Origin of the sequence: Tractidigestivibacter montrealensis, assembly GCF_024741235.1 — a bacterium.
In the GTDB taxonomy this organism is placed as follows: domain Bacteria; phylum Actinomycetota; class Coriobacteriia; order Coriobacteriales; family Atopobiaceae; genus Tractidigestivibacter; species Tractidigestivibacter montrealensis.
In genome coordinates this window covers 300,857-327,597 of the sequence record NZ_JANSKA010000002.1, presented here as the reverse complement: position 1 = coordinate 327,597, position 26,741 = coordinate 300,857, and the positions used below count along the sequence as shown (strand labels likewise).

Genomic DNA, 26,741 nt, shown 5'->3' with positions numbered 1-26,741 from the left:
GTTCCTTTCTCGGAGGAGGCTGGTTCGGGGCGCCTAGGCGCGGGCGGCAAAGCGGTCGTAGCGGAATGCGGAGATGTCGAGCGTCGTGGGTTCGCCGAGCGCGGACTCGGCAAGCAGCGTGCCCACGATGGGAGAGATGCCAAAGCCGTGGCCGGTGAAGGCGCAGGCAACCACCAGGCCGGGGACCTCGTCCACGGGGCCCAGCACTGGCACGCCGTCGATGCAGACGTCCTCGAAGCCGGCCCAGGTGCGCACGATCTTTGCGTTGGCGAGCTTGGGGATGTAGCGCAGGATGCCGCGGCAGATGGCGGGAGCCGTGACGGAGGTGGTGCGATCGTGGCCGTTGTCCTCGTTCACCGTCTCGAAGCCGGAGTCTCCGCCAAAGACGAAGGAGCCGTGGCTCGTCTGGTGGCCGTAGAAGTCGGCGTCGGCGGTGCCGAGCATCTGCTTGAACATGGGCGGCTCCATCTCGGTGACCAGCGCCTCGATGAGCACGTTGGACATGGGAACGTCGATGCCCACGGTGTTCAGGATCTTGCGGGAGTCATAGCCCGCGGCGACCACCACGGAGCCCGCCTCGAAGGTCCCCTCGGGCGTCACGACCTGGCGAAGCTCGCCCTTGACCTTGCGGAGCTCGAGCACGGGGCAGCCGGAGTAGAAGCGCGCGCCCAGGCGGCGTGCCGCGGTGTAGTAGGCGTAGGTCGCCTTAAGGGGGTTGGCGTGGCCGTCCGTGGGGCACCAGGACGCCCCGATGACCTCCTCGGAGAGGTACGGGTTGATGGCGCGGACCTCGTCGCCGTCGATCATGCGCATGTCAAGGCCAAGAGCCACGGCCTTGTCGCGAAGACCGCGCAGGATCTCCAGGTGGCGCTCGGTCTTGCCCAGGCGGAGGTTGCCGCCCTGGCAGTACTCGACGTCGGCGCCAAGTTCCTCGGAGAGCGTGGGCCAGAGGTTCTTCACGGCGTACATCGCAAGCGGGAGCTCGCGCGGGTCTCGGCCGGACTGGCGCACGCCGCCGCCGTTCCTGGTGGAGCCGCCGTTGCCAATGACCTCGTCCGCCTCGAGGATGGTGACCGAGACACCCTTCTTGGCAAGGTAGTAGGCCGTGGCGCAGCCGATGATGCCGGCGCCAACAACAATGACATCAGAGGTCTTATCGCTCATCTCGCTCAGCCTCCTTCGCGAACACGCTCATCTCGATGGGACGCATGGGCGCGCGGGAGCTTGCGGGCTCCAGCTCGTCGGGCGAGACGCCCAGCTCGCGGGCGACAATGCCCTTGACCAGGCGCGAGCAGGTCTGCCCCTGGCAGAGGCCCATGCCGCAACGCAGGTAGCGGCGGATCTCGGCGATGGTGAAAAGGCCATCGTGCACCGCGCGGCGGATCTCGCCCTGCGTGACCTCCTCGCAGCGGCACACAATCTGGTCATCGCCCGGCTTGGGCTCGAAGGGCCCGAGGTCGCGCGTGCGGTCGCAGATCTCCTTCATCGTGGCACCCCCTACTCTGCCGCCGCGGTGGCTGCGGCAGCGCTTGTCTCGTTCGCGGCGGCACCTGCGGATCCAGCTCGGAAGAACCTCGCGCGCATGGCCATGTCCGCAGGCACGCGCATGGTAAGAAGCGCGGTGTGGTCGAAGGCGCGCGTCTGGCGCACGGAGACAACCTCGGCCTCGCAGACGGGCGAGCCGTCGCGGCCCAGCGCCACGCCCCGCTCACCCTTGGCGGGCACGGGCAGGAACTCGTACGGGAGGGTGACGTCGGCAAAGCCCTCCTCGTCCTTCTCGTCCACCAGGAAGATAGCCTGGCCGGGGCAGGAGGCAACGCACATGCCGCAGCCAATGCAGGCGGAGTTGGCCTCGACAGCGGGGAGCTGCGTGATGTGGTCACCCACCTTGATGCAGTGCTTGGGGCACGCGTCCTGGCAGGGGTTGCAGGGGATGTTCTGCGTGCACTCGATCACGGGGTGGATTCCCACGCGGCGGGTGACGCCGGGGAAGCGGGCAATCTCGTCATCGGCCACGTAGCCGTGCTCGAGCAGGCTCTGGGAGACGGGGATGCCCTCCTCGGTGGTGGTCACAAGCTTGCCACGATTCTTGGGAGCGAACATGCCCTGGCGCAGGCCGTCCAGGGCGGCGTCGTTGGCCACCACGGCCTTGTCCATCTCGTCCTTGTCAATGAAGCCCAGGTACTCGGCCGCGGCAAGTCCCGCGATGCGGCCCTCGATCATGGCCGAGGACGCCTCCTCGATGCCCGAGACGTCGCCTGCGGCAAAGATGCCCGGGGTGCTCGTCTCGCCGAGGTCGTCCACCACGGGGACCTGGCCGCCCTTCTTGCGGTCGTCCACGACCTTGCAACCGTCCATCTTGAAGAGCTGGGACATGGGCGAGAGGCCAACGGCCACGCAGATGGTGTCGACGTCAAAGTGCTTCTCGGTGCCGGGGACAAACTGGAAGTGGCTGTCCACCTGGGCGATGGTGACGCCGGTCACGTGGTCGGTGCCTTCGGCGCGCTTGATGGTGTGCGAGAGGTAGAAGGGCACGCCGGTGCGGGCAACCTTCGCCGCGTGCACGCCGTAGCCGCCCACGCGGGGCGCCGCGTCGACGAGTGCCACCACGTCGCAGCCGGCCTGCTTGAGCTGGTAGCTCACGACCAGGCCAACGTTGCCCGTGCCGAGCATGAGCACGCGCTCGCCGGGACGCACGCCGTGGAGGTTCATCATGGTCTGGGCGGCGCCGGCGCCAATGACGCCGGGGAGGGTCCAGCCCTCGAAGGTCACCATGTTCTCGGCGGCGCCGGTGGCAATGACGATGGCGTCGGCCTTGTGGTGGGAGACCTCCTCGCCCTCGCGGACGACGACCTCCTTGTCCTGGTAGAGGCCGATGACCGTGGAGTCAAGGCGAACGTCGACGCCCAAGCGCGCGGCCTCCTCCATGAGCTCCTCGCCAATCACGAAGCCGCGGATCTTGGCGTGGTGCTCCTTAGAGCCGAAGAACTTGTGGATCTGCTTAAAGAGCTGGCCGCCGGGGCGGGAGTTCTCGTCGAAGACGGTCACGTGGGCGCCGCGCTTTGCGGCCTCGATTGCGGCGGACATGCCGGCCGGGCCTGCTCCAACGACGATAATGTCGGTGCGGTTCATCGCGTGCCTCCCTTCTCGTCTGCAGTGACTATGTCGTCGAAGGGCGTCGCAGTGGCGCCGTACTGCGTCTGGACGCGCATGCCCTCCACCAGGGGTGTCATGCAGGTGCGCACATTGGGCACGCCGTCGACCACCATCACGCAGTCGGTGCAGCGGCCGATGGCGCAGAAGATGCCGCGCGGCTCGTGGCGCTTGGCGGTGTAGCGGTGCACCTTGACGCCGGCTGCGCTCAGGGCAACGGCGACTGGCTCGCCCTCGTAGCCCTGGAGCGTCTTCCCGTCGTAGGTGAAGCTGACCAGGCGCCCCCTCTCGGTTGTCCCGAGGATCGGGTGCTCATCGAAGCGCGTTCCCATGCGATCACTTCCCCAAACTCTCTGCGGGTCTCCGCCCGCTCTCTCCGGGGCTCCCCTGCCCCACGCGTACCGTTTTACGTGGGAGGATTCGCTGGGTCTTGTAAGAATCGGAACCAAACGAGCATGGTAACGGGGGTTTCGCACGCCTGAAACATGACGGCACGCGGCCGTTAGCAATTGGAGGGCACCGACCGCGTTGGGCGCGCTGCCAGTGGGGCGCTTTGGGCGCGCCGCCGGTGGGACGAAGCTTTTTGGGCCATCGGGGGTCTCTCCTCGTGGCCTGTCTGCACAAAAATCGACATTGACGGCCCATTTTGGGCGAATCGCCGAGTACGAGAACTCTAACTTTTTGCGGAACCGCAGGTAGATAAATGGCACCCGTGGGGTGATACTAAGCGGAACCCCGAATTTGGGCCGTCAATGTCGATTTTCATGCACGGGATCCCGCGGGGAGGCCCGCATCCGCTCAAAACGCATGGTGCACCGCAACACATTCGCACCCGAATGTGTATCCCGCGCAGGTCGCAACACAATCGAGCGCCGAATGTGTGGCGAACCTGGCGAATACAGCGATGAAAAGGGCCCGTCGCGCGGCGACGGGCCACAAAGGGCAAACGCAGTTCGGACACTAAACCTAGTGCACGCGACAGGGAATGGGATGCGGCGGCGTCTTGGGCTTCTTGAGCCCAGCCGTCACAACGGCGCCCTTGGGGCACGCGTCCAGGCACTTGCCGCAACGCACGCAGGCGCGCTGGTCTATCACGTGGACAAACCCCGCCTTGCCCTCGATGGCGTCCTCCTCGCACGCATCCAGGCACTCCCCGCAGCCAGTGCAGCGCGAGACGAGGATATGGTAGGTGACCAGCGCGCGGCAGGTCCCCGCCGGGCACTGGTGACGCGATACGTGCGCCTCAAACTCGTCACCAAAGAGGTCGAGCGCCTGGGCAGCAACGTGGGCCATGCGCTGGCCAACCTCGCAGAGCGCCTGCTCGGCCATCGTGGGCGCAAGGTCGCGGATAAGGTCGAGGTCAGCATCTTGCCCCTTACCGGCGCAAGCGTCAGCGAGAATCGCGCAGAGCTGGTGGCCGCCCTCGTTGCCAAAGACACACCTGCCGCAGCACTCGCGGTGGAAGCCGTCGAGGATCTCGCGCACCGCGTCGACGGCACAGTCACCAGCGCCAATCACGCGAACCTCGTCGCAGGCAAGGGTGACGGCATCGCCAAAGTGCGCGGGCACCACGAAGGAGCACGTAGGATAGCCCAGGTAAACGGCCTTGACATCGTCAGTGCCAACGCCTGCGGCGCCGAGAAGCTCGGCGACCGTGGTCTGTGCGGCGCTCTCTACACGGGCGTCGCCCACGTAGACCACCTTGCGCTCGCTGCCGCAGAGCCACTCCTCACCGGACACGAGCGGGTCCACGCCTGCGGTGGTTCCGCTCACGGCAGAAGGCAGGGGCTTCTCGCCCACAAGAACACGCGCGGCAGCGGTGTCGTTGGCGTAGACAAAGCCAAAGGAGTCGTCCGCTGTGACAAAACTTCCCTCGGGAAGCGCGGTGACAACGTCCGTGGCAGAGGCGGGCACAAGCAGGCGCACGTCCTCTGCCGCCACGCGCTGCGCGGCCTCCCCCAGATTCAAACGGAGCAGCTCGAGCGCAACGGGGTGCGAGCGGTCGAGCGGCATGAAGTTGACGAGAGTCATCGTGTTGCGCTCCTTTGCGGGTACTCGTTCCACAGCTTCGGACGCTCGAGGGTCAGGCGCAGATCGCACTGGAGACAACGGCTTGCCTCGCGCTCCGCCTCGGACTCGGCGAAGGGGCACTCGTACTGCTTGAAGTTGTCGCGGCGCTCGGCTGCGGGGGCAATCTTGGGCTCCAGCGGCGCGTCGTAGAAGTGCTCGCCCGGACGGCCGATGTGCTGCTCGGGGACGTCGGCGTCGAGAAGGACCTCGGAGATGTCGCCGTCGCCGCCCAGATAGCGGTCGATGGACTGTGCCGCCTCGCGGCCACCCTCGATGGCGCCGATCACGGACTTGGTGCCCGTCACGGCGTCACCGGCGGCAAAGATGCCCTCCTCGCTCGTGCGGTGATCCGCGTCTGCCACCACGTACGGCCCGTGCGTGAGCTCGAGGCCCATGTCGCGCGTGTCCTCGGGCTTCTGGCCAACGGCAAAGATCACGTAGTCGGCGGGAAGCGTGAGCTCTCCGCCCTCGACGAGCTCGGTCACGGCGCGGTGGTTCTCGTCAAAGTAGAACTTGGCGATTTTGTTGATCGTGATGGAGCCAACCTTGCCCGAGCCCTCCTCGGACTCGTTGATGGACGTGAAGGCGTAGGCGTCGTGCAGGACCACGCCCTCCTCGGCAGCCTCCTCGCGCTCCTCGGGGGTGGAGGTCATGACGGCCTCGGCCTCGAGGCAGGCAACGTCCACGCTCGTGGCACCCAGGCGCACGGCGGTGCGGGCGCAGTCGTAGGCAACGTTTCCGCCGCCGAGAACCACCACATGGCCCTTGACCTCGATGGGGTTGCCCTTGCGGGCGGCCTTGAGGAAGTCGGTGTTGCGGATGACACCGGCAAGATCGTGCCCCTTCACGGGAAGCACCGTGCCGTCGAAGGTGCCCACGGTCACCAGCACCGCGTCATAGCTGGCGAGAAGCGACTTGACGTCCTTCAGACGCTCGCCGCAGCACAGCTCGATGCGGGGCTTCTCGTCGGTGCCCTGAGCGACCTCGAGGATGGTCGAAATCTCATGATCGAGAACCTCGTCGGGCAGGCGGTAGGCGGGGATGCCGTAGCGAAGCTGACCGCCGGGGCGTTCCTCAGCCTCGAAGACCGTGACCGCATGGCCCTTCTCTGCCAGGTAGTACGCCGCGGTGAGGCCAGCGGGGCCGGCGCCCACGATGGCCACGCGCTTGCCCGTAAGCGGCTCGTGGCGCACGCGGGACTTCCACTCGCCCGTGTCGCGCACGGCGGCAGCTCGCTTGAGCCTGCAGATGGAGAGCGGACCCTCCAGCTGGTTGCGCTTGCACTCGCCCTGGCAGTTGTGCGTGCAGATGGAACCCAGGGTCTCGGGGAACGACACCTTCTCACGCACGACGGCCGTAGCCTTCTCCCACTCCCCCGCCTTCACGTGGCGCAGGTAGCGCGGGATGTCGATGTGCGCGGGGCAGCCGGAGCGACACGGCACCACGTTGTCCTCGCGACTGCGCTCGGGTTTGTTGAGGCCCAGGACATCCACGATCGAACCGGTGGGGCACACCTCAACACAGGCCCCGCAGAAGCGGCAGCCCGCCTCCTCGAGCGAGACGCCCCCGTCGATGCCAATGCGCACGCCGTCCTCGGTGCGCTGATAGTCGAGAACCCCAACGCCGCGCAGCTCGCGGCAGGCACGCACACAGCGGCCGCAACGCACGCAGCGCGTGAACATGTGGGTGATGAGCGGGTTGGAGTCGTCCGTTGGAACGGTGCGGGCGCGGCAGCGCCAGCGCGCCGGTGAGACTCCCAGATACTGGTACATGGACTGCAGCTCGCAGACACCGTACTTGGGGCAGCCGGTGCAGTCCGAGGGGTGGGTGGCGAGAATGAGCTCCATAGCCATCCTGCGCACGTGGTCGGCGCTGGCGGCGTGGGAGTCAACAACCATGCCCTCCTCAACCTGGGTCTTGCAGGCGGGGACGGCGTGGCCGGAGCCGTTCACCTCGACCGCGCAGAGCCTGCAGCCACCCACGGCCTCAAGGTCTGGGTGCTTGCAGAGGTGCGGGATGAAGATACCCGCATCGAGCGCAGCGTCGAGCACCGACGTGCCCTCTGCGGCCTCGACCTCGCTTCCGTCAATGGTCAGCTTCATCATGTCCCTCTCCAATGGCAATGATGGTCTCTCAAGACGGCGCGCCCCGCCGCAGACGCAGCGGGGCGCAACCAGTCACGAGCTAGTAGGTGCTAGTCCCACTCGTCGTCCGACGCGGACTCCATCGAGAGGGCAGCAGCGTTCTCGCCGGCGATGCGGCCGGAGTTGAGGCAGAAGCCCATGGTGTTGCCGGGGATGGAGTAGTTGTAGGAGTCACCGTAGATGGTGCAGGCATCGGTGCCCACGCAGTACAGGCCGGGGATGGTCTTGTACTCGTCGGTCATGACCTCCATGCGCTGGTTGATGAGGACGCCACCCAGCGTGCCGTAGGCGCCAACGTACTGGCGGCAGGCGTAGAAGGGGCCGTTCTCGAGCGGCATCATGAACTCGCGCTCCTTCTCGAAGAGCGAGTCCCAGCCCTCGGCGCACATGGCGTTGTACTCCTCAACGTTCTTGACGAGGCCCTCGGGGTCGATGCCAATCTTCTCGGCAAGCTCCTCGAGCGTGTCTGCCTTGGCGATTACGTGGTTGCCATCGCCGTCGAGGTAGGTGTCCTCGTCGCGGGCGAACTGCTCCTCGAAGCCCTGGTAGAGGTCCTTGGGGTGGACGTGGGAGACGATATCGGGGCCGTCCTTCTTCCAGTGCTTGAGCATCTTGGAGTCAAAGATCGAGAAGCCAACCTTGCCGGGCAGGTGGTTGATCGCGTTGCCCACGAAGGTGGTGTTGAAGATGTCGTCCTCGGGCATGAAGCGCTCGCCGTTGCGGTCGCACCAGTAGCAGGGCTGGCGGAAGCCGCCCTCAACGTAGAAGTGGTTCATGTTGTCGGGGAGCTGGTACATCATCTCCATGGTCACGGGGGTGTGGCCGGCGCCCACCTTGTGGCACATGTTGAAGCCGTCGCCGTCCATGCCGGGCACGGCGAAGGAGTAGAGGTTCTTGCCCCAGTCAAGGCCAATGTAGTCCTTAATCATCTTGGCGTTGGCACCAAAGCCGCCCGTGGCCACGATGACCGCCTTGGAGGAGATCTCGACCTCCTCGCCGTTCTTGTCAACGGCCTTCACGCCCGTGACAGCGCCCTCATCGTTGGTGATGAGCTCCTTGCCAGGGGTCTCGAACATGAACTCGACGCCCAGCGCCTGCGCGCGCTCGGTCATTCGCTTGGTCATCGTGGTAGCAGCGCGAGGGCCGGGCTCGGAGCCATCCTCGGGCTGGACAACGTGCCAGGTGTACTCGCCGTCTGCGTAGGCGCGGGTGCGCTCGCGGGCGCGAAACGCCGGGCGCACGGAGTTGAACTTGACGCCCATGTCCATGAGCCACTGGATGGTGTCGCCGCTCTTGAAGTAGTACGCGCGCACAAGGCGGGGATCAACCTGGTAGTGGGTGTAGAACATGTGGCGGCGGAAGAGCTCGCCGGGTGTGACCTCGATCATCGAGGCCTTCTGCACGGGCGAGCCGGCCGCGCAGGGGCCCATGCCCATGTTGGCGGCACCGCCGGTGTTGGATGCCTTCTCCAGCGCGATGACGCTCGCGCCGTTCTCTGCCGCAGAGATTGCCGCTGCGAGTCCCGAGAGACCCGCCGCAACAACAACGACATCCGTTTCAAGCTGCTTGGCCATGTCATACCTCCAGAGTTGGGACAACAAGACGCTTTGTGTATCTCGTACTGTTAGTAATGTCGCAGCACCAGCCCATCCGGGCTATGTGCGCTCGTACAAAAGAACGGCACCTCGCACGGCACAAAACTGTGCGCGGTGCGCGGTGCCGCAAGAAAGGAGCCCGGCGAGAGGAACTAGTCCCTCGGGGGCATCGTGGGCTGGATGAACGCCTTGTACTTGGCGACGCGGTTCTTGTACTCGTCGCCCTTCTGGAGCTGGGCAAGCTCACCCTCCATACGGCCGATGTCCTCGCCGTGGATCTGCTTGCCCTCTGCGGTGTCGTGCGCGCGGAAGAGACCACGCTCGTCGTAGCACTCGTCGTGGCGGTACTCGACCTTGATCTTGTCGTCCACCACGCTCACGTGGCCCTCGAGGCCACAGACAGAGCAGATGGCCTTGTCCGTGCCGGGGACCAGGTAGAAGTCGTTTGCGTGGCAGTGCGGGCAGACACCCTCCGCACCCTGGTAGGTGGCGTGCTCGGGATCTTTGGCAGCACGGGCGAGGTTCACGCCAATCTGGTGCGCACGGGCAACGACCTTGTCGTCGAGAAGGGCGCGCTTGGACCAGGGCACCCACTCGTTGTCGATGACCTTCCAGGTGGGGGTCATCGACTGGATGGCGTGGTCGGGCTGGACGTGCGTGCCCCAGTCGGAGCCGCCAATGCCAATGTAGGATACCGGCTTGCCCGGGCAGATGATGCGCGGGTCGGGGGCCTTGGACTTGCCGCCCTCAGCCGCGATCTTCTCGGCAATCTGGGTGGCGATCACGTTGTTGCCGGTATCCATGCGCGGCCCAAAGCGGTCCATGATGGTGTGGAAGAGGCCCGAGGCGCCCGTCTCGAAGATGGGGTCGCACATGATGATGCCGTCTGCCTCGGCCATCTTGAAGAACAGCCAGTCAAAGTCGTCCTTGTGGATGCACATGTTGCCCTGGCCGCTCATGAGCATCTTCACGCAGGTGATGCAGCCCGTGCAGTGCTTGATGTTGAGGTCCATCGCGCGGATGAACTCGACCTCGCAGCCCTCTTCGACGGCACCCATCAGCGCTTCCTTGCAGATGCTGTCGTTGTTGCCGTTCTTGGTTCCAAACGAGACGCCCAAAACCTTTGTCATGGAGCACCAGCCTTCCGTCATGGCTTCGCCGCCACGCCCCCGCGCCGCGGCCCTTCCGATGGCAGAAGCCTATCGCCGGAGATGCTGTGCAATTGCATAGAAGATTGGCCGAGAAATGCCCTCAGCTTGTCTCGGGAAGGACACCGGCGTCCACCACGTTCTCGCCGAGCGCCTCCAGGACGCGTGCCGTGAACGAGAGCGCCAGGCGGTCGTCGCCGTCCTTGAGGTCGAGCTTGAAGAGCTCACCGATCTTGTTCACACGGTAGAAGTAGGTGTTCCTGTGCACGCTCAGGGCCTCCGCTGCCTCGGCGGGGCTTCCCGGGAAGCGCACCGACATCACAGCCGTCTCCAAATACGAGCTCCCGTGCTCGCGGTCGTAGCGGGCCATGGCAACCACGCGCTTGTCGAGGAGCATGTCGGAGTAGCCAAGCCCCTTGAACACAGAGGCAACCACCTGGAAGCGGTGCTCCCAGAAGAAGACCACGCGCTGGCGAGAAGACCTCTCCAGGACGTCCGCCTCGTCGAGCAGGATGCACTGCTTGAGCCTGGCGCGCACCTCCATAACGTCGGAGAAGGGCTCGCTCACAAAGGCGCGCATGTCGTTGTGCTCGAGCGCGCCCATGAACTTCCTGTCCCTCAAGATCCTGCGCTCGCAGGACTCGTAGTCCGCAAAGCCCGCCTCGGTTGCCTCCCCCAGCGAGACGAGCACGACGACCGCAGACCCAAAGTTGGTCCAGACGCTGCCGGCAAGGGCATCGCCCACAAGCTGGCCCACGCGCGCATAGTAGTCGTGACCTGCGCCTGGTTGCCCAACCACGCGCAGCAGCACGTAGTTGCAGTCGAGCGGGACGTCAGCGATGCGGAGGTGCTCACGAACGGCGTCCCTGTCCTCGAACTTGCCGGAAAGCACGTCGGCGAGGACGGAGGAACCCATGTCCACGCGCTTGCCGGCAACGCCCAGCCGGTCGATCATGAGGCCGGCGAGCGAGGTTGCGAAGTCGATGAGCTCCAGGTCGATGCCCGTGACCTCGTGCGTCACCTCGAACGCGTCAAAGCGGCCCATCTCCAGGCGGTGGTGGTAGATGATCGAGGTCACGCAGCGCAGGTCGTCGGCCACGTTTGTGGTGATGATCGAGTGCCGGGAGCTTCTCACAGAGCTCAGGATGCCCGACTCCGCCAGGTGATCCTCGACCGACTGCGAGACGTAGCCACTCTCGACCGTCGCTGCGATATCCGGCCGGTCACTGGGAATCTCGCCCGCCGTGGCAAGCACCTTGCGGTCGGTGTTCGTGATCACAACGGGGTTGCCAATGACCTCGGAAGCGCGCCTGGCAAACTGCCTGAGGTCATAGGAGTCCAGGTAGCAGCGGAAGAGATCCTCCCTTCTCACAGCAAGTTCACCGCTCTTGAGCACCAGGCGCATGAAGGCCTCCTGGAAGTCGCTCGGCGAGACCTCTCCGGTGACAAAGACCACGTTGCGCGGGGGCTTGTGGTACTCCTCGTCAAGCACGCCCTGCACGTAGACAAGAAGGATGCCGTCGGTGGTCTGCGGGGCATCGTTTTGCAGGTAGTCCGCCATGGAGCCTAGGCACACAACGCCCTTTGACCCCACGTTCCAGCTGGGAGAGACAATGAGGTCCCACTCGAGAAGGTCCTCATCGTGGATGTATGAGCCCGTTATGGGCAGCTCGTTAAGGACGGTCCGAAGCCTCATCTGTACCCTCCGCTGGCGCTGTGCTCGTGCACAAACATAGTAACTTCTCCGCGCGTCTATTTTGGTGCGCGTTCCATGGGAGACGGATGGGCGGGGCCGTACGCTTGCATATGGACTATCGCGAAGAGACCCCGTTACCGAGAAGACCGAAAGGCCTGCCCATGTGCGAATGGAACATCAGGACACTTGTCAACGACATCGTGCTTGCCCTTGTCATCAACACGAGCGCGACGCTGCTTGCGGGCGCGCCCATGGCGTGGGGAACGTGGTACCCCTACACCTGCGTGGCGTTCACGACAAACGTCGTGGCGCAGCTACTCATCCCCACGGTGAGCATCTCTCGGTCGCTCACCAAGGGCCTTGACGGAAAGGCGGCACGGCCGTACGCCGCCATCTTCATTGAGAACCTGATCTTCGTCACCATCATCTCGCTCACCGAGGCGGTGACGCAGGTTGGTCCCGCGCAGATGCTCGCCGCATGGAGCCAGACCTACCTGCAGCTCGTTCTTATCGGCTATGTGACCTCGGTCGTCCTCTTCAAAATCCCCTCCAAGCACTAGCGCGGCTAGCGCACAACCTCACGTACATCGCCAAGGGAAAGGTAGAAAGAGACCATGGCACTTATTGACGAGCTCATCGAGAAGGCGCGCAAGGCCCCCAAGGTGGTGGCGCTTCCCGAGTGCGAGAACGAGGACACGCTGCTTGCAGCAAGGCGCGTGGCGGACGACGGCATTGGGACGCCGGTCCTTGTGAGCCCCGCAGACGTCATCGCCCAGACCGCGGAGGCCGCGGGCGTCTCCACTGAGGGCATGCGCATCGTGGACACCACCGACGCGGAGGCGGCAGATACCCTGGCCGAGCGTTACATGAACGCCGGTCGCGAGCGGCTCTTCTCGGCCAAGGCTGCGCGCCGCAAGCTCAAGAACCCCCTCAACTACGCCATGATGCTCGAGGAGCTGGGCGACGTCGACTGCACTTTCTGCGGCCACACCAACACCACCGGCGACGTACTCATGGCGGCCCAGATGATCATTGGCCTGGCAGACGGCGTGGACGTGCCCTCCATCCTGGCGCTTGTCCAGACGCCCGGCTTTGTTGGCCCCGAGGGTGACGTGATTGCCCTCACCGACTGCGGCCTCAACCCCGAGCCCACAGCCGAGGAGCTGGCCTCCATCGCAATTGCCGCATGCGACAACGTCTCGGCCCTCATGGACTGGGAGCCCCGCTGCGCGTTTGTCAGCTACTCCACGGACGGCTCCGGCGAGAGCCCCAGCGTCGAACGCATCCGCAAGGCCATCTCGATCGCCCGCGACCGCAGGCCAGACCTCGCGCTCGACGGCGAGTTTCAGCTTGACGCTGCCATCATTCCGGCCGTGGCGGCAAAGAAGGTCAAGCGCGAGAGCGCCGTGGCGGGCCGTGCAAACGTGCTTGTCTTCCCCGACCTCAACTGCGCCAACAGCGTCGTGAAGCTCATCCAGATCTTTGCCCACGGCAAGGGCTACGGCCACAACCTCTCGGGTTTCAGGCGCCCTGTGGCCGACAGCTCGCGCGGCTCCTCCGTCGAGGAGATGGTGGGAGACATCGCCATGCTCGTCCTTTCCGCCCGCTAGCCCACACCGCGCACAAACGCAAAATCAAGGAGCACTTACATGACGTATCGCATTCTTACACTGTCCCCCGGCTCCACCTCCACCAAGGTGGCGGTCTTTGAGGGCGAGAAGGCCCTCATGAGGGAGAACGTCCGCCACGACCCCGCCGTGCTGGCTGGCTTTGATCGCGCGGCCGACCAACTGGAGTTCCGTACCGCAACCGTCCTCGACGCTCTTGCAGCCGCTGGCATTGCGCTCGAGAGCATCGACGCGTTCTCCGGCTACTGCGGGGGCATGGGCCCCACCAAGGGCGGCATCTTCCGCATTGATGAGAAGGTCTGCGAGCACGTGCTGAACTGCGGCATGAACCACCCTGCCATCCTGGGTGCGCCCATCCTCTTCGACCTGGCGAGCCGCTACGGGAAGCCCGCCTTTGCCGTGAACCAGCCTGACACCGACGAGCTTGCGGACGTGGCGCGCATCACAGGCTACCCCGGCGTCTACCGCAAGAGCCACGTGCACTGTCTCAACCAGAAGGAGTGCGCCATCCGCTGCGCGGCGTCTCTCGGCAAGCGCTACGACGAGGTCAACGTAATCGTAGCGCACGTGGGAGGCGGCCTTTCGGTGGCGGCGCACGAGCACGGCCGCATGGTCGACACAAACGACGTGCTGGAGGGCTCGGGACCGTTTGCCCCCAACCGCTCCGGCGACGTGCCCGCCAAGCCCATTGCCGCCCTTGCCTTCTCGGGCGCGCACGACAAGAAGGAGGTCATGGGTGTCATTGGCAAGACCGGCGGACTCAAGGGCCTTCTCGGCACCGATGACGCGCAGGAGATAGACGCGCGCATCGACGCTGGCGACGAGTGGGCCAAGCTCGTCTTCGAGGCCATGGCGTACCAGACCGCAAAGCAGATCGGTGCCTTCGCAGCGGCGCTCGAGGGCAGGGTCGACGGCATCGTGCTCACTGGCGGCGTGTCGCATGACCAGCGCTTTGTTGACTACGTGACGTCACACGTGAGCTGGATTGCCCCGGTCTTTGTGTATGCGGGCGACTTCGAGATGGAGGGCGCTGCCGCGGGTGCGGTGCGCGCGCTCGAAGGCACCGAGGAGGTCATGGCCTACACGGGCGTGCCCTCTTGGGACGGATTCAAGCTGGCCGGCGCCCCCGCCGACGTGGAGGCCTAGGGCATGGCGAGCAGCAACACAGCCACGCGCGGCGGCTTTCACTACGCGTACCTCATCGTCCTCTCGTGCATCGTGATGACGTGCCTCCCCTGCGCGCTGGTCCTCTCGTGCGCGGGCATCTTCTTCACGCCGGTGTCCGAGTTCTTTGGCGTGCCCAAGGCGTCATTCACGCTGTACTTCTCGGTGCTCAACCTGGCCATGATGGCCACGCTTCCCGTTGCCGGCAAGCTCCTTGCGGCGCGGGATGCGCGTGTGGTGCTCTCCGTTGCTACGGCGCTTTGCGGTCTGGGCATGTTTGGCATGGCGTCCTGCCAGGAGGTCTGGCAGTTCTACCTTGTTGGCATCGTGCTAGGTGTGGGCGTGGCGCCCCTCATCTACCTGGCAGTTCCTACCCTCATCAACGCGTGGTGCGTCAAGCGCGTGGGCTTCTTCGTGGGTCTGTGCATGGCCTTCACGGGCATTGGCGGCGTAATCTTCAACCCCATTGGCACCGCGATCATCCAGAGCTCGCCCGAGGGATGGCGCCAAGCCTATCTCGTCTTTGGCGCCATCATCCTTGTGGGGACGCTGCCGTTCACGCTATTCGTGGTGCGGGGCAAGCCGGCCGACAAGGGCCTTCTCCCCTATGGCGCGGGCGAGAAGGACGCGGCTGACGCAGACGGCGCCGCAACCGTGGGCACCCAGGGCGTCTCGGCAGCAGACGCCATGCGCACGCCAGCGTTCTGGGCGATTGTTGCCTTCTGCGGGCTGATCACGCTCAACCAGACCGTCTACCAGTTCCTCTCAAGCTACGCTCTATCGTTCTCCAATTCACTGCCGCAGATTGCAGCGGCGTCGGGCGTGGTTGCCTCTGCGGCCATGGGCGGGCAGGCCATTGGCAAGGTGTTTCTCGGCTCCGTGAGCGACCACTCCGTGCGCCTTGGTGCCATCTGCGGCATTGCAGGTGGCGCGGTGGGCGTCCTTCTCATGTGGGGCATCCCCTCGGTGCTTGCGCTACTGCTTGTTGGCGCATTCTGCTTTGGCGTTGTCTACGCCATGACCACGGTCGAGACACCGCTCCTGGTGAGAAGCGTCTTTGGCTCCGCCGACTACGCCAACATCTACTCGCGCGTCTCCATGGTGGGCTCGCTCATGAGCGCCGTGGCCGCGGTGTTCTGGAGCCTGGTAATCGATTCCGCAGGCGGGTATGGCCTCATGTTCGCCCTGTCGCTGGTGTGCATGGCGGCGTGCCTGGCGCTGGCGCTCTTCGCGCTTGCGCATGTGCCCCGGGCCGAGTAGGTGCTTCAAGTTCCTGCGCTGCTGCAGAAATGCACCTTCGGGCGAGATAATGACGCCCGAGCAGCGGCTATTGACACAATCCTGTACGAGATGAGCCCTCCGGCGCCACATCGGCGCCGGAGGGCCGCTTTGATACGTGATAGCTGCGACAACGTGCCCTCGGGCGTCAGGCCGCCCCGTCTGCACCGTGGCGCCGGCGGCGTTTGTGTTCGCGCGGCACGTACGGCCCAATAACGGCACGGAAATCCGGGGAATCGGCGTCATCCGTCGGCGTGTCAGGCGAGATATACAGCGACCCCTTAAGTCCCTCGATGTAGGTGTACATCCACGAGAGCCCGCGCGCACCGCTCAGCGCGTAGTCCGCCGCGGCGAGAAAGCCGTCGAGGTCGCTCTTGCGGAACTCGTGCGAGTAGTGGCCAATCCGGAACGTGTCGAAGGGCAGTCCTTGCATCTTCTCGAGCGTCTGGCGCCAGGTGGCAATAGGCAGGCTCTCGGGAAAGAAGAGGCACATGCAGGGCGTCACGGCATCCCCGGAGAGCAGCAGCCGCCGCTCGCGCACGAGGTAACCCATCGAGTGGTCGGTATGTCCGGGGAGAAAGACGCCCTCGATGGTGACGCCGCCCAAATCAAGCACGTCGCCTTCCTCGAAGTACGTAAAGCTTGGCCGCGTTCCATCGCGCATGGCCGAGAAGGCCCCCTCGGGCGCGCGCCCCTGCTCCACGTAGATGCGCACGGCATGCTCGTTCTGCTCCTCGCCCAGGGCAATGTCCACGTCCTCCTCGCGGGGAATGCGCACGTCGTCGAAGAGGTACGAACCCGCAATGTGGTCATGGTGGCGATGCGTGAGAAGCACGGTCACAGGAAGGCCGCGGCTAAGCTCGCGCACCACGGGACGCAGGTCGCCCACGCCCACGCACGAGTCGACAAGCGCCACGCGATCGCGCCCCTTTACCAGGTAGCAGCGGCAGCCAACGCAGTCCGCTATCTCCCACAGGCCCTCGCCCAGGTCTGTCACCGTGAAGATCTTGTCCATGCGAGACGTACCTCCCAAAATGCCCAAAGTGGCGCCCGAGCCTCTCGGCCCGGGCGCCATCAGTCTATGTGCATGCCCAAAGCAGGCTGCTATACCCTAGTGCATCTGCGGCATTGCCGGAGCAGGGTCGTTGCACACCTTGCGCGCAAAGTTCTCGATGGGACCCTGCAGAAGGAAGGTCACCACGTAGCAGGCAATCCACACCGGGATGATGTTCTGGAGGAAGCCAAAGAACGAGGCAACGAACGGCGCGCCGCCCAGGACGCAGGCGTCAAGCGTGCCCACCAGGTAGCAGAGAATGACAGAGTAGACGGTGTTGATGGGGACGTTCACAAGCGCACCGAACTTGGCTCCCTCGGAGGGGTTGGAGCGCTTCATGGCCCAATTGAAGCCCATGTCGACAACCCCAGGAATCATGCCGATGATGGTGGCGACGCACCACGCAAACACGAAGTTGATCCAGAACATAGGCCAAATCCAGCCCTCGCCCGGCGCCGGGGTGGCGGTATGGAACACGTAAAGAGCAAGCCACTCGCACAGCGTGCAGAGAACGAGCGCTGTGCAAACATCCAGAATTGCTGCCTTCACGAACCTCGTAGAAGTCTTCATCGGCATGAGTGATTCCTTCCCTAGACGCTGGGCGTGTGCCCAAAGGTACAAAATGCGGCGTACGGAGCAATCCCGCACGCCGCCCGATGACTTCATGCTAGGCGCAGACCTTCGACCATCCTATGGCCCATAGCACAAGGTTTTGCCAATATGTGTCGGCTTTATGTGCTATCGCACGAACATGGATACGCATTAGATAACGGCCATCGCTGCCTTATATCCATCGTGAACGGCATCACGTACAATCGTCGCCCTATTGGAATTGCCAATGTTAAAGACCTTGGCTCCCACCTCTTCGGCGGCTGCGGCGAGGGCACCGGCAAGCTCGGAATTGGGCTCCATGCCAAACGAGTACATGTACGTATCCGCCCGCACCACCAGGCGCTCACCGCCAGGCGTGCCCTTGTCGTCCGTGGCCTTCTCGCAGACAAGTCCATCGGCGGTAAACTCTATGGGCACCGTGGAGAGCATCTGCTTGATGCCCCGCTTGTCCATCTCGTCGAGAAGCGCGTTGCGATAGTAGCCAAACGTGCTCGGCGTGATGCGAGCCTTGCGCACGACCATCGTGACCTCATGGCCAAGGCTCGCCAGGTTAAGGGCGGTCTCGCAAGCGGTGAGTCCACCACCGGCAATCACGATGGAGTGCCCCAGCTCACTCAAGTGGTAGTAGCTGTCTGCTGCATCCATTGCCCGCTCGGACCCAGGCAGCTTGCAGCCACGGTTATGTGCGCCCACGGCAATGATGACGGCGTCAGGCGCCGACTTCCTAATGTACTCCGCATCTACCATGGTATTCAGCCGCACCTCGGCGCCACTCTCGCTAAGCTCGCGGCGAAGGACCTCGATGAAGTCATACCACTCGCGCTTGTCATGGTCATGCTCTGAGAAGAGCAGCACGCCTCCGAGGCGGTCGGACTTCTCGGCAAGCACCACATGGTGACCGCGACGTGCTGCAGTGATTGCCGCCTGCATGCCACCAACACCGCCGCCCACGACAAGTACGCGGCGCTTGCCCTCGGGCTTGGGCAGCTGGTCGGGATAGAAGCCAAGGCCAGACTCGGGATTGATGTAGCAGTCTCCCATAACGGCTGGGCTGTAGATCTTCATGAACTCCTCGGGAGGCAGCTGGTACCAGAGAGGGATGTCGGTCTTGTGCTCGCAGAATCCGGGATAGCAGTGGAAGCAGCGCACGCAGCGGTGCACCATGTCCTCCCGACCGTCGAGGGTCTTCTCGATGAACATGGGGTCGGCGAAGCACTGGCGTGCGTACTCGACGAAGTCAACCTTGCCGGAGGCGATGGCATCCTCTGCCTGCGCTACGCTGTTGAAGCCGCCAACAACCGAGACGAGGCTCTTGTGCAGGTGCCTCTTGATGGCTGCCGCACGCTCGAGGTTCACGCCGTGGACGTCGAAGATGTCACTGAACGTGTCGCTACCGTTGCCCAGCTTCTTGATGCCATTAGACACGTGGAAGATATCTACCAGGCCATCGATCTGCTCGGCAAATCCGCAGGTATCCTCAAGCGTCATTCCGCCCGGCTCGCCGTCCTCGGCGCTCATGCGAAGCTCGATAACCTTGTCCTCACCCACGCCGGCCCTCAGCGCCTGGAGAAGCATCTTCGGGAAACGCGAGCGGTTCTCGATGGAGCCCCCAAACTCATCGGTCCGGTGGTTGGTTGCCGGTGAGACGAACTGCTGAATCAAAAAGCCGTGTCCACCATGGAGCAGGACCCCGTCAAAGCCTGCAGCAACCGCAAAGCGTCCGAGGTCGAAGAAGTCGCGACAGACCTTCTCCATCATCTGGCGATCCATGCCAAAGACGTGCCTGCCGTCCTCGCGCACCATGTCTTCCGGCCCCCATGGCTGATCGGCATCGTCAGCCTCAAGGCCCTCATGGGAGAACTCGAAGTAGGCAAGGGCGCCCCCCGCATGGATGCGATCTGCATACTCCTTGGCCTTGTCGAAGTCGCTTCCGTAGTAGTGGTGAATGTCGATGGCACGATCCATGAAGGCACCGCGGCTCTCCTCGAAGTTCGCCGGAATCTCGCCGGTGGAAACGCAACCAAAGCCACCCTCTGCGCGAACCCCCACCATACGGTAGATGTTCTCCGCAATCTGCGGGATGAAATAGACCGCGTGGAAGAACATCGTAGGTGCAGCTATGAGCCTGTTCTTGTAGACGTTGCCGCGAATCTCGATAGGGTCAAAGACGTGAGGGTACCTCGAAGCACCTGGCCGTCCCTCATAGATTGCCTGTGCCTCATCAAGGCTCCTGACGACCTTGCTCTGGGGTGCCACCTGCCCCTGCTTACCTCTCTCTGGCATGGTTTCTCACCTATTCCTTTCCTTAGCTGGGAATGAAGCTGCGGTGGAGTTAGCTGTTCTTCTTATCCTTCTTGTCATCCTGCGGAAGTGGCATGAGCGCTGCCATCGTGCGTTCCTTGCCAAAGATTGCGCTGCACACCGCCATACCAGAGAGAACCAGGGCGGCCGCCAGCACGAGCCCGTAGCAATAGAAGCCAATGAGGTGCAGCGTCGTCAGTGGCACATTGAGCATGAAGACAAAGAACGACGTGGAAAGGCCCAGAAAGATGCTGGGGATGTTGCCAAAGATGGTTCCCTCGAGCAGGTTCTCGTGAGTCGTAAGGATGAGGAAGATCACGATGATTGTGGGCAGGATGTTCGAGAGGAACGCGTTGTCACCAAAGCCCGAGAAGAGTTGCATGACCAGGGCGTTCACGATTGACCACAGGCAGCCGCAGACATAGCCGATGATCATTGCTGGAATCTTCTTGAAGTCTGCTCCGAGGGCGAAGAACAAAAGAAGTGGCAGGAAGAGCATCCAGATGTAGCTGCCATACCCTAGGACTGGCATGACCTGCATGAGAAGGGTCAGCACGATAGCACCCGTGAGCGACTGGACGAGCTTTATCTTTCTTCTGTCAGACATTGCAGCTCCCTAATACGTCAGTTATGCCTACGTTTCTTATCGTAAGCAGCAATCATCTGGGTTGATGTATCGTAGATAGTGACGCTCAATAAGTAATTCTTATTGCAAAGAGGAGCATATGCTCATGCAGACAAGGCAGCTTGAGTACTTTGTAGCCGTTGCAGAGGATCTTTCATTTACGCGTGCAGCCAAACGCTTCTTTGTCTCGCAGGCTGCGCTTAGCCAGCAAATCAAGCTCCTAGAGAAGGAGGCGGGCACCCGTCTCTTCGAGCGAGACAGCCACCACGTTGAGCTCACGCCGGCTGGAAGGTCATTGCTGGGCGACGCCAAGACCATCCTCCGCTACGAGCAGGAATCGCTCATCCGTGCTAGACGGAGAAGCAAGGGCATAGATGGCACGCTAGCCATCGGCTACATAAAGGGCTATGAGCACACGAATCTTTCGGATATGGTCCTCTCCTTTCTCACGGACAACCCGTACGTGACGGTCTCGTTCATGCGCGAGAATGTTTCCGAGCTCTACGATGCCCTCAAGGCCGAGACAATCGACGTCGCCTTTAACCTTCTCTATGACCCGTCCCAGATGGAGGGCATCGAGTACCAGGTCCTGAAACACTGGCCGCTCCTTGCCGTAGTGCCGGCAGGCCATCCACTCTCCGGAAGGCAAACGATCGAGTTCTCTGAGCTCAAGGGCTATGAGCTTGTGGACATCGACCGGGGCAGCGAGAATTACGGCGAAAACTCCAGGATTAACACCACGCTCGAGGATGCGGGCCTTGCCCCCAAGGTTGCCTACGTCTCCCAGGACATCGCGACAACTGTGCTGGCCGTAGCTTCGGGGATGGGATATGCCCTCCTACCCGGCTACTTCACGTCGTTCATCCACGCAAACGGCAAGGTGAGCGCTATCCCAATCGAGGGCAGGGAACAGGAGATGTGCACCGTCGCGGCATGGCTACCGTCTCGCAGAAACGATGCGCTCGATGTTTTTCTCGACAAGTACCTGCAGGTGGGGTGAGGTCCCGCGCCAGGTGACGCGCGGGACCCACATACCCGTCCCCTACTCGAAGCAGGCAAAGCCGGAGAACACCGGCTTTCCCGAGTAGCGCTTGACCTCCTCCTCGCCGGAGAGGGCGCGTATCGCGCCTGCCGCCATGGCCTCAAGCTCAAACTCCCCCGGGTATGCCGTGACGGGGGCTATCCATCCGCACGAGTCGCGCACGTAGGCAACAAGGCCCTGGTTATGCACCATGCCGCCACCCAGGAGAATGCCGTCCACATCTCCGTGGAGCACCGTGGCCATAGACCCGATGTACTTCACAATCTGGTACTCCATAGCACTCCAGGCGCGTGCGGCCGCCTCGTCGCCCTCCTCAGCGCGACGGCACACCTCCAGCGCGTCGGAGGTGCCGAGAAGGTCGGCAAAGCCACCGCTGCGCTGGCAGAGCCTGCGCGTCTCGGCCGAGTCGTGATCCTTGAGGTAGTCGAGCACCGCAACCACGGGTACCGCACCTGCGCGCGTGGGGGTCATGGGACCCTCGCCACCCACGATGTCGTAGCCGTCAATCATGCGGCCGTGCTGGTGTGCCGAGATGGAGATCCCCCCGCCGATGTGGCACACGATGAAGTCGCAGTCCTCATAGCGGCGCCCCATCGTCTTGGCGTGGCGGATGGCAGTCTCCTTGAGGTTGAGCGCATGCAGGTGGACGTTGCGGTAGACGCCCCGGATGCCCGTCATGCGCGCGTCGTCGCAAAGCTCGTCGGTGTCCGGCGGGTTCACCACAAAGGCGGGCTTACCGCAGCTGGCCGCAAGCTCGTGGGCAAGCTGGCTTCCCAGCTGTGCCGGGTGCTGCACGCCGTTTGCCCCGCGGCGGGCGTCGTTGAGCAGCGTCTCGTCCACCGAGTACACGCCGCCTTCCAGCGAGAGGAGCCCGCCTCCGCGGCCCACAAAGGCGTCGATGGTCGAGAGGTCAACGCCGTTCTCGTCCAAGATCCCCATAATCATGTCGCGGCGATAGGGCAGCTGGGAGGAGACGTCGCCAATCTGGGCCAGGCGCTGGGCGTCATGGGAGACGTTCTTCGAGAAGACGCATGTCTCGCCCTCGAAGAGACCCACCTTGGTGGAGGTGGAGCCGGGGTTGATGACCAGGATGCGGTAGTTCTTCTCGGTCATGGCTACTCCCCCTTGAGGCACTGCGCGCGCACGCAGGACATCACGACGTTGCCCACGATCTCGGACACGGGGGCGCTTCTCGAGCAGTCGCAGACGATCTTCTTGAAGCCCTGGAGCATGGGACCGTACGCGTTGGCGTGGCCAAACATCTGCACGAGCTTCACACCCACGTTGCCCACGTTGAGGTCGGGCCAGATGATGACGTTGGCCTTGCCAGCAACGGCGCTCTCGCGGTGCACCTTGTGGGCCGCCACCTCCGGGCGCAGCGCGGCGTCAAGCTGGAACTCGCCGTCGATCTTGAGGTCCGGGCGACGCTCGTTGGCAATGTCGCGCGCGTCGCGCACCTTCTGGACCATCTCGCCCGCGCCGGAGCCGTCGGTCGAGAACGAGAGCAGCGCGCAGCGGGCCTCGCTGCCGGTAAGGGCGTTCCACGTGTCGCAGGCGGAGATGGCGATGGAGGCCTCCTGCTCGGGTGTTGGGTTCTGGCAGACGGCGGAGTCGCCAAAGCCCAGGAGCTGCCCCGCGGAGCCCTCGTAGCCGGGGATGTCGAAGATGCCCATTGACGAGATGGTGTCGATGCCGTCTGCCAGGCCGATGATCTCCTGGCCGCCCAGGATAACGTCACCCGTGGGGCAGTCGATGCCGCCAAAGGTGATGTCGACGTCGCCAAGCGCCTGCATCATGAGGGCGCGCTCCATGGGGCGCACCACGCGCCGGCGCACGCCCTTGGCCTTCCAGCGGCAGCTGGGAAGGACCTCGAAGCGCTGGGCCAGGGCCTCGTTTGCCTCCTCGTCGGCAAGGTCGACAAGCTCCACACCCTCAAGGCTCACGCCCTGCTCAGCGGCGTTCCTCTCGATTGCCTCGACGTTGCCGACAACCACGCACGATGCCAGCCCCTGGGCGGTGAGCTCGGCCACGGCCTTGATCATGGTGGGGTTCTCGCCCTCGAAGAAGGCGACGCGCTGGACGTCTGCCTTAGCACGTTCGCGCATGTCATCCATCAGGTTCATGTGTCTCTCCAAAGGTAAAAGAAAGGGCGGCCCCAGAAGGAGCCGCCCCGGGGTTTGCTTGGTCGTGCACGTGAGTGGGCGAGATGGCCTACTCCTCGACCTCCTCGGCAACGCGGTCAACGAGCTCGCCGAAGGTCTTCATGTTCATGATCTCGGTGACAGTGACCTCGGCGTCGAGCTCGTTCTCGATCATCGAGGTGAGGGCGATCATCTTCATGGAACCCTTGCCCAGCTCGTCGAAGGTGGTATCGGGGGTGATGTCAACGTCGGTCTTGTAGGCCTCCTTGGCAAGGCCTGCGAGGGTCGAGAAAAGCTCGTTCTTGTCCATGGTTGGTTCCTTTCGTCTTGATTCAATATTTGATGTTCAACAGTCCATGGCCGCAGCGCTACTCCGCGACCTCGTCGAGCTCGAAGCAGGGCTCCCACCACTCGACCATCACGTCAGAGCCCTCCTTCTCGGGCACCACACGCTTGATGGGCTTGAAGTGGACGCCAATGGTCTCGTGGTTCTTGTAGAGGCGCTCTTGCAGGCCCTTCACGACCTTCTTCTTGCCGCAGAAGATCACGAACGAGTACTCCGTGCCCTCGTCGAGACGCACCTTACCGTAGCCGTAGGGCGCGACCTCCTTGAGGTAGGGCTTGTCGTTCTGGATGCCGGGCACCACAAAGGACTCGAGCGTGCCATGGCCAGAGAGCTCCACCCACTCGGTCTGGTGGTAGCCGCAGGCGTTGCAGCCCAGGTGCGGCGGAAACTCGATGGCGCCGCACTCCGTGCACTTGCGGCCAAGGAGCTTGCCCTCGGCAACGCCGTCGTAGAACTTCTTAACGATTGGCTCCATGTCTTCAAGAAGCATCGTGTACCTCCTCTTGGTTGCTTGGATGCGCGCCGGGCGCTAGTCGTGGGTGCGCAGGATCTGGCAGCGGATGTTCTGGCCGCCACCAAAGCCGCGCAGGAACGTGGTCTGTGGAGCCTTGGGCATCTGCGTGGCACCGGCCTCGCCGCGCATCTGCTTGACGGCCTCGACCACGTCCGCCACGCCCGAGGCGCCGTGCGCATGACCAAAGTTGCAGCGGCCGCCGTGCGTGTTGATGGGCTTGTCACCGTCAAAGCCCATACGACCGTCGATGGCGTACTGCCAGGCCTCGCCACGCGGGATGTAGCCAACCTCCTCGGCGGCAACGATGTCGCCAGCCAGGAAGAAGTCGTTCACAAAGAGCAGGTCAAGCTCGTCGGGGCTCACGCCGGTGAGCTCGTAGACCTGCTGGGTGCCAACCTTGGTGCCGTTGTACTCGTTGTCCGGGGTCGCGCCCTCGAAGGCGGCGGCGCCCGTGCCCAGGACGTCGATCACCTTGTGGTCGAGGCCGCGAGCAACGGCCATATCGGTGGGCATGACCACCAGGGCGGCAGCGCCGTCGCACTTGATCTCGAAGCCGGTCACGCGCAGGTACTGCGTGACCTTGGGGTTGCCAAAGCCCTTGAGGTACGCGTCGGCGTCCGGGAGGTCGTTCTCCTTGGCAAGCTCCTCGAAGGTCTTCGTCGAGAAGGCCAGGGGGTTGAGCACGGCGTCGCGTCGCAGGGACTTGGACACGCCGTTCAGGGCATCATCGATCTGCTCGGCCGTGAGGTCGTACTCCCAGCGGTACTTGTTGATCCAGTTATCAAACGAGATGCCAAACGCGGAGTCAAACGGGCGACCGTAGGCGCGGTCGTAGACCTTGGGGATGGAGGGCAGCATCTCGGAGAGCGGGAAGTCGCGACGGAAGCAGCCGGGGGCGTCAACCACGGGAAGCGAGGCCGCCAGGTCAACGGCGCCAGAAAGCACCACGTCATAGGTGCCAGAGGCAACCGCCTGCACGGCCTCCTGCAGGGCCACATAGCCCGTGCAGCAGGCCTCGGAGTGGTGCACCGAGCCAATGCCGCGCACGCCAAACCAGTCCGCCACCTGCATGTTGGGCGTGAGGGAGTCGCCAATCATGAAGGGGTTAGCGGCACCGTGGTAGAAGTACTGGATGTCGCGCGGCTCGAGGCCGGCATCCTGGATGGCCTCAAGCGCGGCATAGCCAAAGGCATCGCCCTCGCTCATGCCCTTGGTCTGGGGGTGGTCCTCGAAGTTCTTGAAGGGAGTGCAGCCGACGCCCACGATGGACACGCTGCGTGCCTGCTTGCCAAGCTTGACCAAGACGATCACTCCTTTGCTCGTGTGCTGCAGAACTCTCGCTGCGTACGAGCACAGGATATGGGGTGCCTCACGTACAGAGCGGGACATATATACACAATGTGTCCCGCAATATGGGACACTCAATGGGCATGTGTTTCTTCTCGCAGGTAGACGCCGGTTGTTTGTGACGTCCAAAGAACGCGGCGCCACGGGGAGGGTCTTTGGGCGCGCGCATGAATCCGCTGGTAGACCAGGGTGTCTATCCCGCAAGCGAAAGCTGGCGCCCTGGCGCGACCGGGCCCCGGCAAGTGGTCCCTACAGGCGGGCGAACGGGTCTTCGGGAAGCTCGAGCGCGGTCTTCTCGTCTATGAACAGCGGCGAGTAGTACATGCGGTTGAGCATGGCGGCGACCTCGGTGGGCGGAATCTCCGGGCGCTTCTCGAGCCAGTACTGGATGAGGTTGTTGTGGCCGGCGATCACGAACGAGAGGTACAGGTCGCGATGGAGCTCCGAGCCGCCCACGCCCTGCAGGCGGATGCGAAAGTACTCGTGCATGAGCATGGTCGCACGGTGCTGGAAGACGGGGTCGCCGTGGTCGCTGTTGAGGGCCACGATCTTGTCGCGGTTCTTGCGGAGCACCTCCATGCGAGCGACCATCGAATGCGTGGGTCTGAGCTCTGCCTTGTCGAACCGCACGCCCAGCGCGGTGTTGTTGATCGTCCGCATGGTGTCGAGAAGCCCCGCCTCGAACTGCTTCACCACGTCCTCGACGCTGTCGTAGTGCCGGTAGAAGGTCGAGCGGGACACGCCAGCGAAGCAGACGACGTCGCTCACCTTGATGTCGGGGATGTCGGTCGTCTCCATGAGGCCGAAGACCGCCTCCTCGACCCTCTCCTCGACGCCTCGCTTTGCCGCGCTTCCAGGGCCCCGCTTCATGCGAGCACCTCCC

At 63.7% G+C, this 26,741-nt stretch carries 24 protein-coding genes; 5 read left to right on the top strand and 19 right to left on the bottom strand.

Annotated features, from left to right (window positions below; genetic code table 11):
- Positions 1-33 precede the first annotated feature (33 nt).
- From NVS32_RS04550 to NVS32_RS04510, 9 genes are all read right to left on the bottom strand, one after another.
- Positions 34-1,164 carry an NAD(P)/FAD-dependent oxidoreductase gene (locus NVS32_RS04550; protein WP_258498878.1) on the bottom strand — a complete coding sequence of 377 codons (1,131 nt, stop codon included), beginning with the start codon at positions 1,162-1,164 and terminating at the stop codon, positions 34-36.
- Positions 1,154-1,486 (bottom strand): (2Fe-2S)-binding protein, encoded by a 333-nt coding sequence (locus NVS32_RS04545; RefSeq protein WP_118077940.1) that lies wholly within the window; start codon positions 1,484-1,486, stop codon positions 1,154-1,156. The genes NVS32_RS04550 and NVS32_RS04545 overlap by 11 nt, the downstream gene beginning before the upstream one ends.
- Before the next feature lie 11 nt (positions 1,487-1,497).
- Complete coding sequence (locus NVS32_RS04540; protein ID WP_258498877.1) at positions 1,498-3,132, bottom strand: FAD-dependent oxidoreductase; 1,635 nt, start codon at positions 3,130-3,132, stop codon at positions 1,498-1,500.
- Positions 3,129-3,485, bottom strand: a complete 357-nt coding sequence (locus NVS32_RS04535; protein ID WP_118077944.1) for a (2Fe-2S)-binding protein — start codon at positions 3,483-3,485, stop codon at positions 3,129-3,131. The genes NVS32_RS04540 and NVS32_RS04535 overlap by 4 nt, the downstream gene beginning before the upstream one ends.
- A 634-nt stretch (positions 3,486-4,119) precedes the next feature.
- Positions 4,120-5,184 carry an NADH-ubiquinone oxidoreductase-F iron-sulfur binding region domain-containing protein gene (locus NVS32_RS04530; RefSeq protein WP_258498876.1) on the bottom strand — a complete coding sequence of 355 codons (1,065 nt, stop codon included), beginning with the start codon at positions 5,182-5,184 and terminating at the stop codon, positions 4,120-4,122.
- Positions 5,181-7,328 (bottom strand): FAD-dependent oxidoreductase, encoded by a 2,148-nt coding sequence (locus NVS32_RS04525; RefSeq protein ID WP_258498875.1) that lies wholly within the window; start codon positions 7,326-7,328, stop codon positions 5,181-5,183. The genes NVS32_RS04530 and NVS32_RS04525 overlap by 4 nt, the downstream gene beginning before the upstream one ends.
- An 89-nt stretch (positions 7,329-7,417) precedes the next feature.
- Positions 7,418-8,941, bottom strand: a complete 1,524-nt coding sequence (locus tag NVS32_RS04520) for an FAD-dependent oxidoreductase (RefSeq protein ID WP_258498874.1) — start codon at positions 8,939-8,941, stop codon at positions 7,418-7,420.
- Between the two features lie 173 nt (positions 8,942-9,114).
- A complete protein-coding gene (locus tag NVS32_RS04515; protein WP_258498873.1) occupies positions 9,115-10,092 on the bottom strand; it encodes a flavodoxin family protein in 978 nt (325 codons plus the stop codon).
- A 121-nt stretch (positions 10,093-10,213) separates the two neighbouring features.
- A complete protein-coding gene (locus tag NVS32_RS04510) occupies positions 10,214-11,806 on the bottom strand; it encodes a PucR family transcriptional regulator (protein WP_258498872.1) in 1,593 nt (530 codons plus the stop codon).
- 161 nt (positions 11,807-11,967) lie between these two features.
- On the opposite strand from NVS32_RS04510, the gene NVS32_RS04505 reads away from it, so the two are divergent.
- From NVS32_RS04505 to NVS32_RS04490, 4 genes are read left to right on the top strand one after another with little or no spacing between them, the layout of a single operon-like run.
- Positions 11,968-12,366, top strand: coding sequence for an ABC transporter ATPase (locus NVS32_RS04505; RefSeq protein WP_258498871.1), 399 nt, complete (start codon positions 11,968-11,970; stop codon positions 12,364-12,366).
- Between the two features lie 54 nt (positions 12,367-12,420).
- Complete coding sequence (locus NVS32_RS04500) at positions 12,421-13,416, top strand: phosphate acyltransferase (RefSeq protein WP_258498870.1); 996 nt, start codon at positions 12,421-12,423, stop codon at positions 13,414-13,416.
- A gap of 39 nt (positions 13,417-13,455) precedes the next feature.
- Positions 13,456-14,580, top strand: coding sequence for a butyrate kinase (gene buk / locus NVS32_RS04495; RefSeq protein ID WP_258498869.1), 1,125 nt, complete (start codon positions 13,456-13,458; stop codon positions 14,578-14,580).
- A gap of 3 nt (positions 14,581-14,583) precedes the next feature.
- The gene (locus NVS32_RS04490) at positions 14,584-15,858 is read left to right on the top strand and encodes an MFS transporter (protein WP_258498868.1); all 1,275 of its coding nucleotides are present in this window, start codon (positions 14,584-14,586) and stop codon (positions 15,856-15,858) included.
- Between the two features lie 166 nt (positions 15,859-16,024).
- On the opposite strand, the gene NVS32_RS04485 is transcribed toward NVS32_RS04490, so the two are convergent.
- The 4 genes from NVS32_RS04485 to NVS32_RS04470 all read right to left on the bottom strand — a co-directional run bounded on the left by NVS32_RS04485 (position 16,025) and on the right by NVS32_RS04470 (position 20,450).
- A complete protein-coding gene (locus NVS32_RS04485; protein WP_032111666.1) occupies positions 16,025-16,891 on the bottom strand; it encodes an MBL fold metallo-hydrolase in 867 nt (288 codons plus the stop codon).
- Between the two features lie 96 nt (positions 16,892-16,987).
- On the bottom strand, positions 16,988-17,506 hold the full coding sequence (locus tag NVS32_RS04480) for a hypothetical protein (RefSeq protein WP_032111665.1): 519 nt from the start codon (positions 17,504-17,506) through the stop codon (positions 16,988-16,990).
- 186 nt (positions 17,507-17,692) lie between these two features.
- A complete protein-coding gene (locus NVS32_RS04475; protein ID WP_258498867.1) occupies positions 17,693-19,825 on the bottom strand; it encodes an oxidoreductase in 2,133 nt (710 codons plus the stop codon).
- Between the two features lie 49 nt (positions 19,826-19,874).
- Positions 19,875-20,450, bottom strand: a complete 576-nt coding sequence (locus NVS32_RS04470; RefSeq protein WP_258498866.1) for a DUF1097 family protein — start codon at positions 20,448-20,450, stop codon at positions 19,875-19,877.
- A 124-nt stretch (positions 20,451-20,574) separates the two neighbouring features.
- Between NVS32_RS04470 and NVS32_RS04465 the strand changes: the two genes are divergently transcribed.
- Positions 20,575-21,468 carry a LysR family transcriptional regulator gene (locus tag NVS32_RS04465; protein WP_258498865.1) on the top strand — a complete coding sequence of 298 codons (894 nt, stop codon included), beginning with the start codon at positions 20,575-20,577 and terminating at the stop codon, positions 21,466-21,468.
- Positions 21,469-21,510: 42 nt separating this feature from the next.
- Here the strand turns inward: NVS32_RS04465 and buk (NVS32_RS04460) are convergent, their stop codons facing one another.
- From buk (NVS32_RS04460) to NVS32_RS04435, 6 genes are all read right to left on the bottom strand, one after another.
- The gene (gene buk, locus NVS32_RS04460) at positions 21,511-22,623 is read right to left on the bottom strand and encodes a butyrate kinase (protein ID WP_258498864.1); all 1,113 of its coding nucleotides are present in this window, start codon (positions 22,621-22,623) and stop codon (positions 21,511-21,513) included.
- A 2-nt stretch (positions 22,624-22,625) separates the two neighbouring features.
- Positions 22,626-23,633 (bottom strand): phosphate acyltransferase, encoded by a 1,008-nt coding sequence (locus NVS32_RS04455; RefSeq protein ID WP_072355621.1) that lies wholly within the window; start codon positions 23,631-23,633, stop codon positions 22,626-22,628.
- Between the two features lie 88 nt (positions 23,634-23,721).
- Complete coding sequence (locus NVS32_RS04450) at positions 23,722-23,961, bottom strand: acyl carrier protein (protein ID WP_032111661.1); 240 nt, start codon at positions 23,959-23,961, stop codon at positions 23,722-23,724.
- A gap of 58 nt (positions 23,962-24,019) precedes the next feature.
- Positions 24,020-24,487, bottom strand: coding sequence for a Zn-ribbon domain-containing OB-fold protein (locus tag NVS32_RS04445; RefSeq protein WP_052009950.1), 468 nt, complete (start codon positions 24,485-24,487; stop codon positions 24,020-24,022).
- A gap of 39 nt (positions 24,488-24,526) precedes the next feature.
- Positions 24,527-25,822 carry a thiolase family protein gene (locus tag NVS32_RS04440; RefSeq protein WP_233519081.1) on the bottom strand — a complete coding sequence of 432 codons (1,296 nt, stop codon included), beginning with the start codon at positions 25,820-25,822 and terminating at the stop codon, positions 24,527-24,529.
- A 285-nt stretch (positions 25,823-26,107) separates the two neighbouring features.
- A complete protein-coding gene (locus NVS32_RS04435; protein WP_258498863.1) occupies positions 26,108-26,728 on the bottom strand; it encodes a TetR/AcrR family transcriptional regulator in 621 nt (206 codons plus the stop codon).
- Between the last annotated feature and the right edge of the window lie 13 nt (positions 26,729-26,741).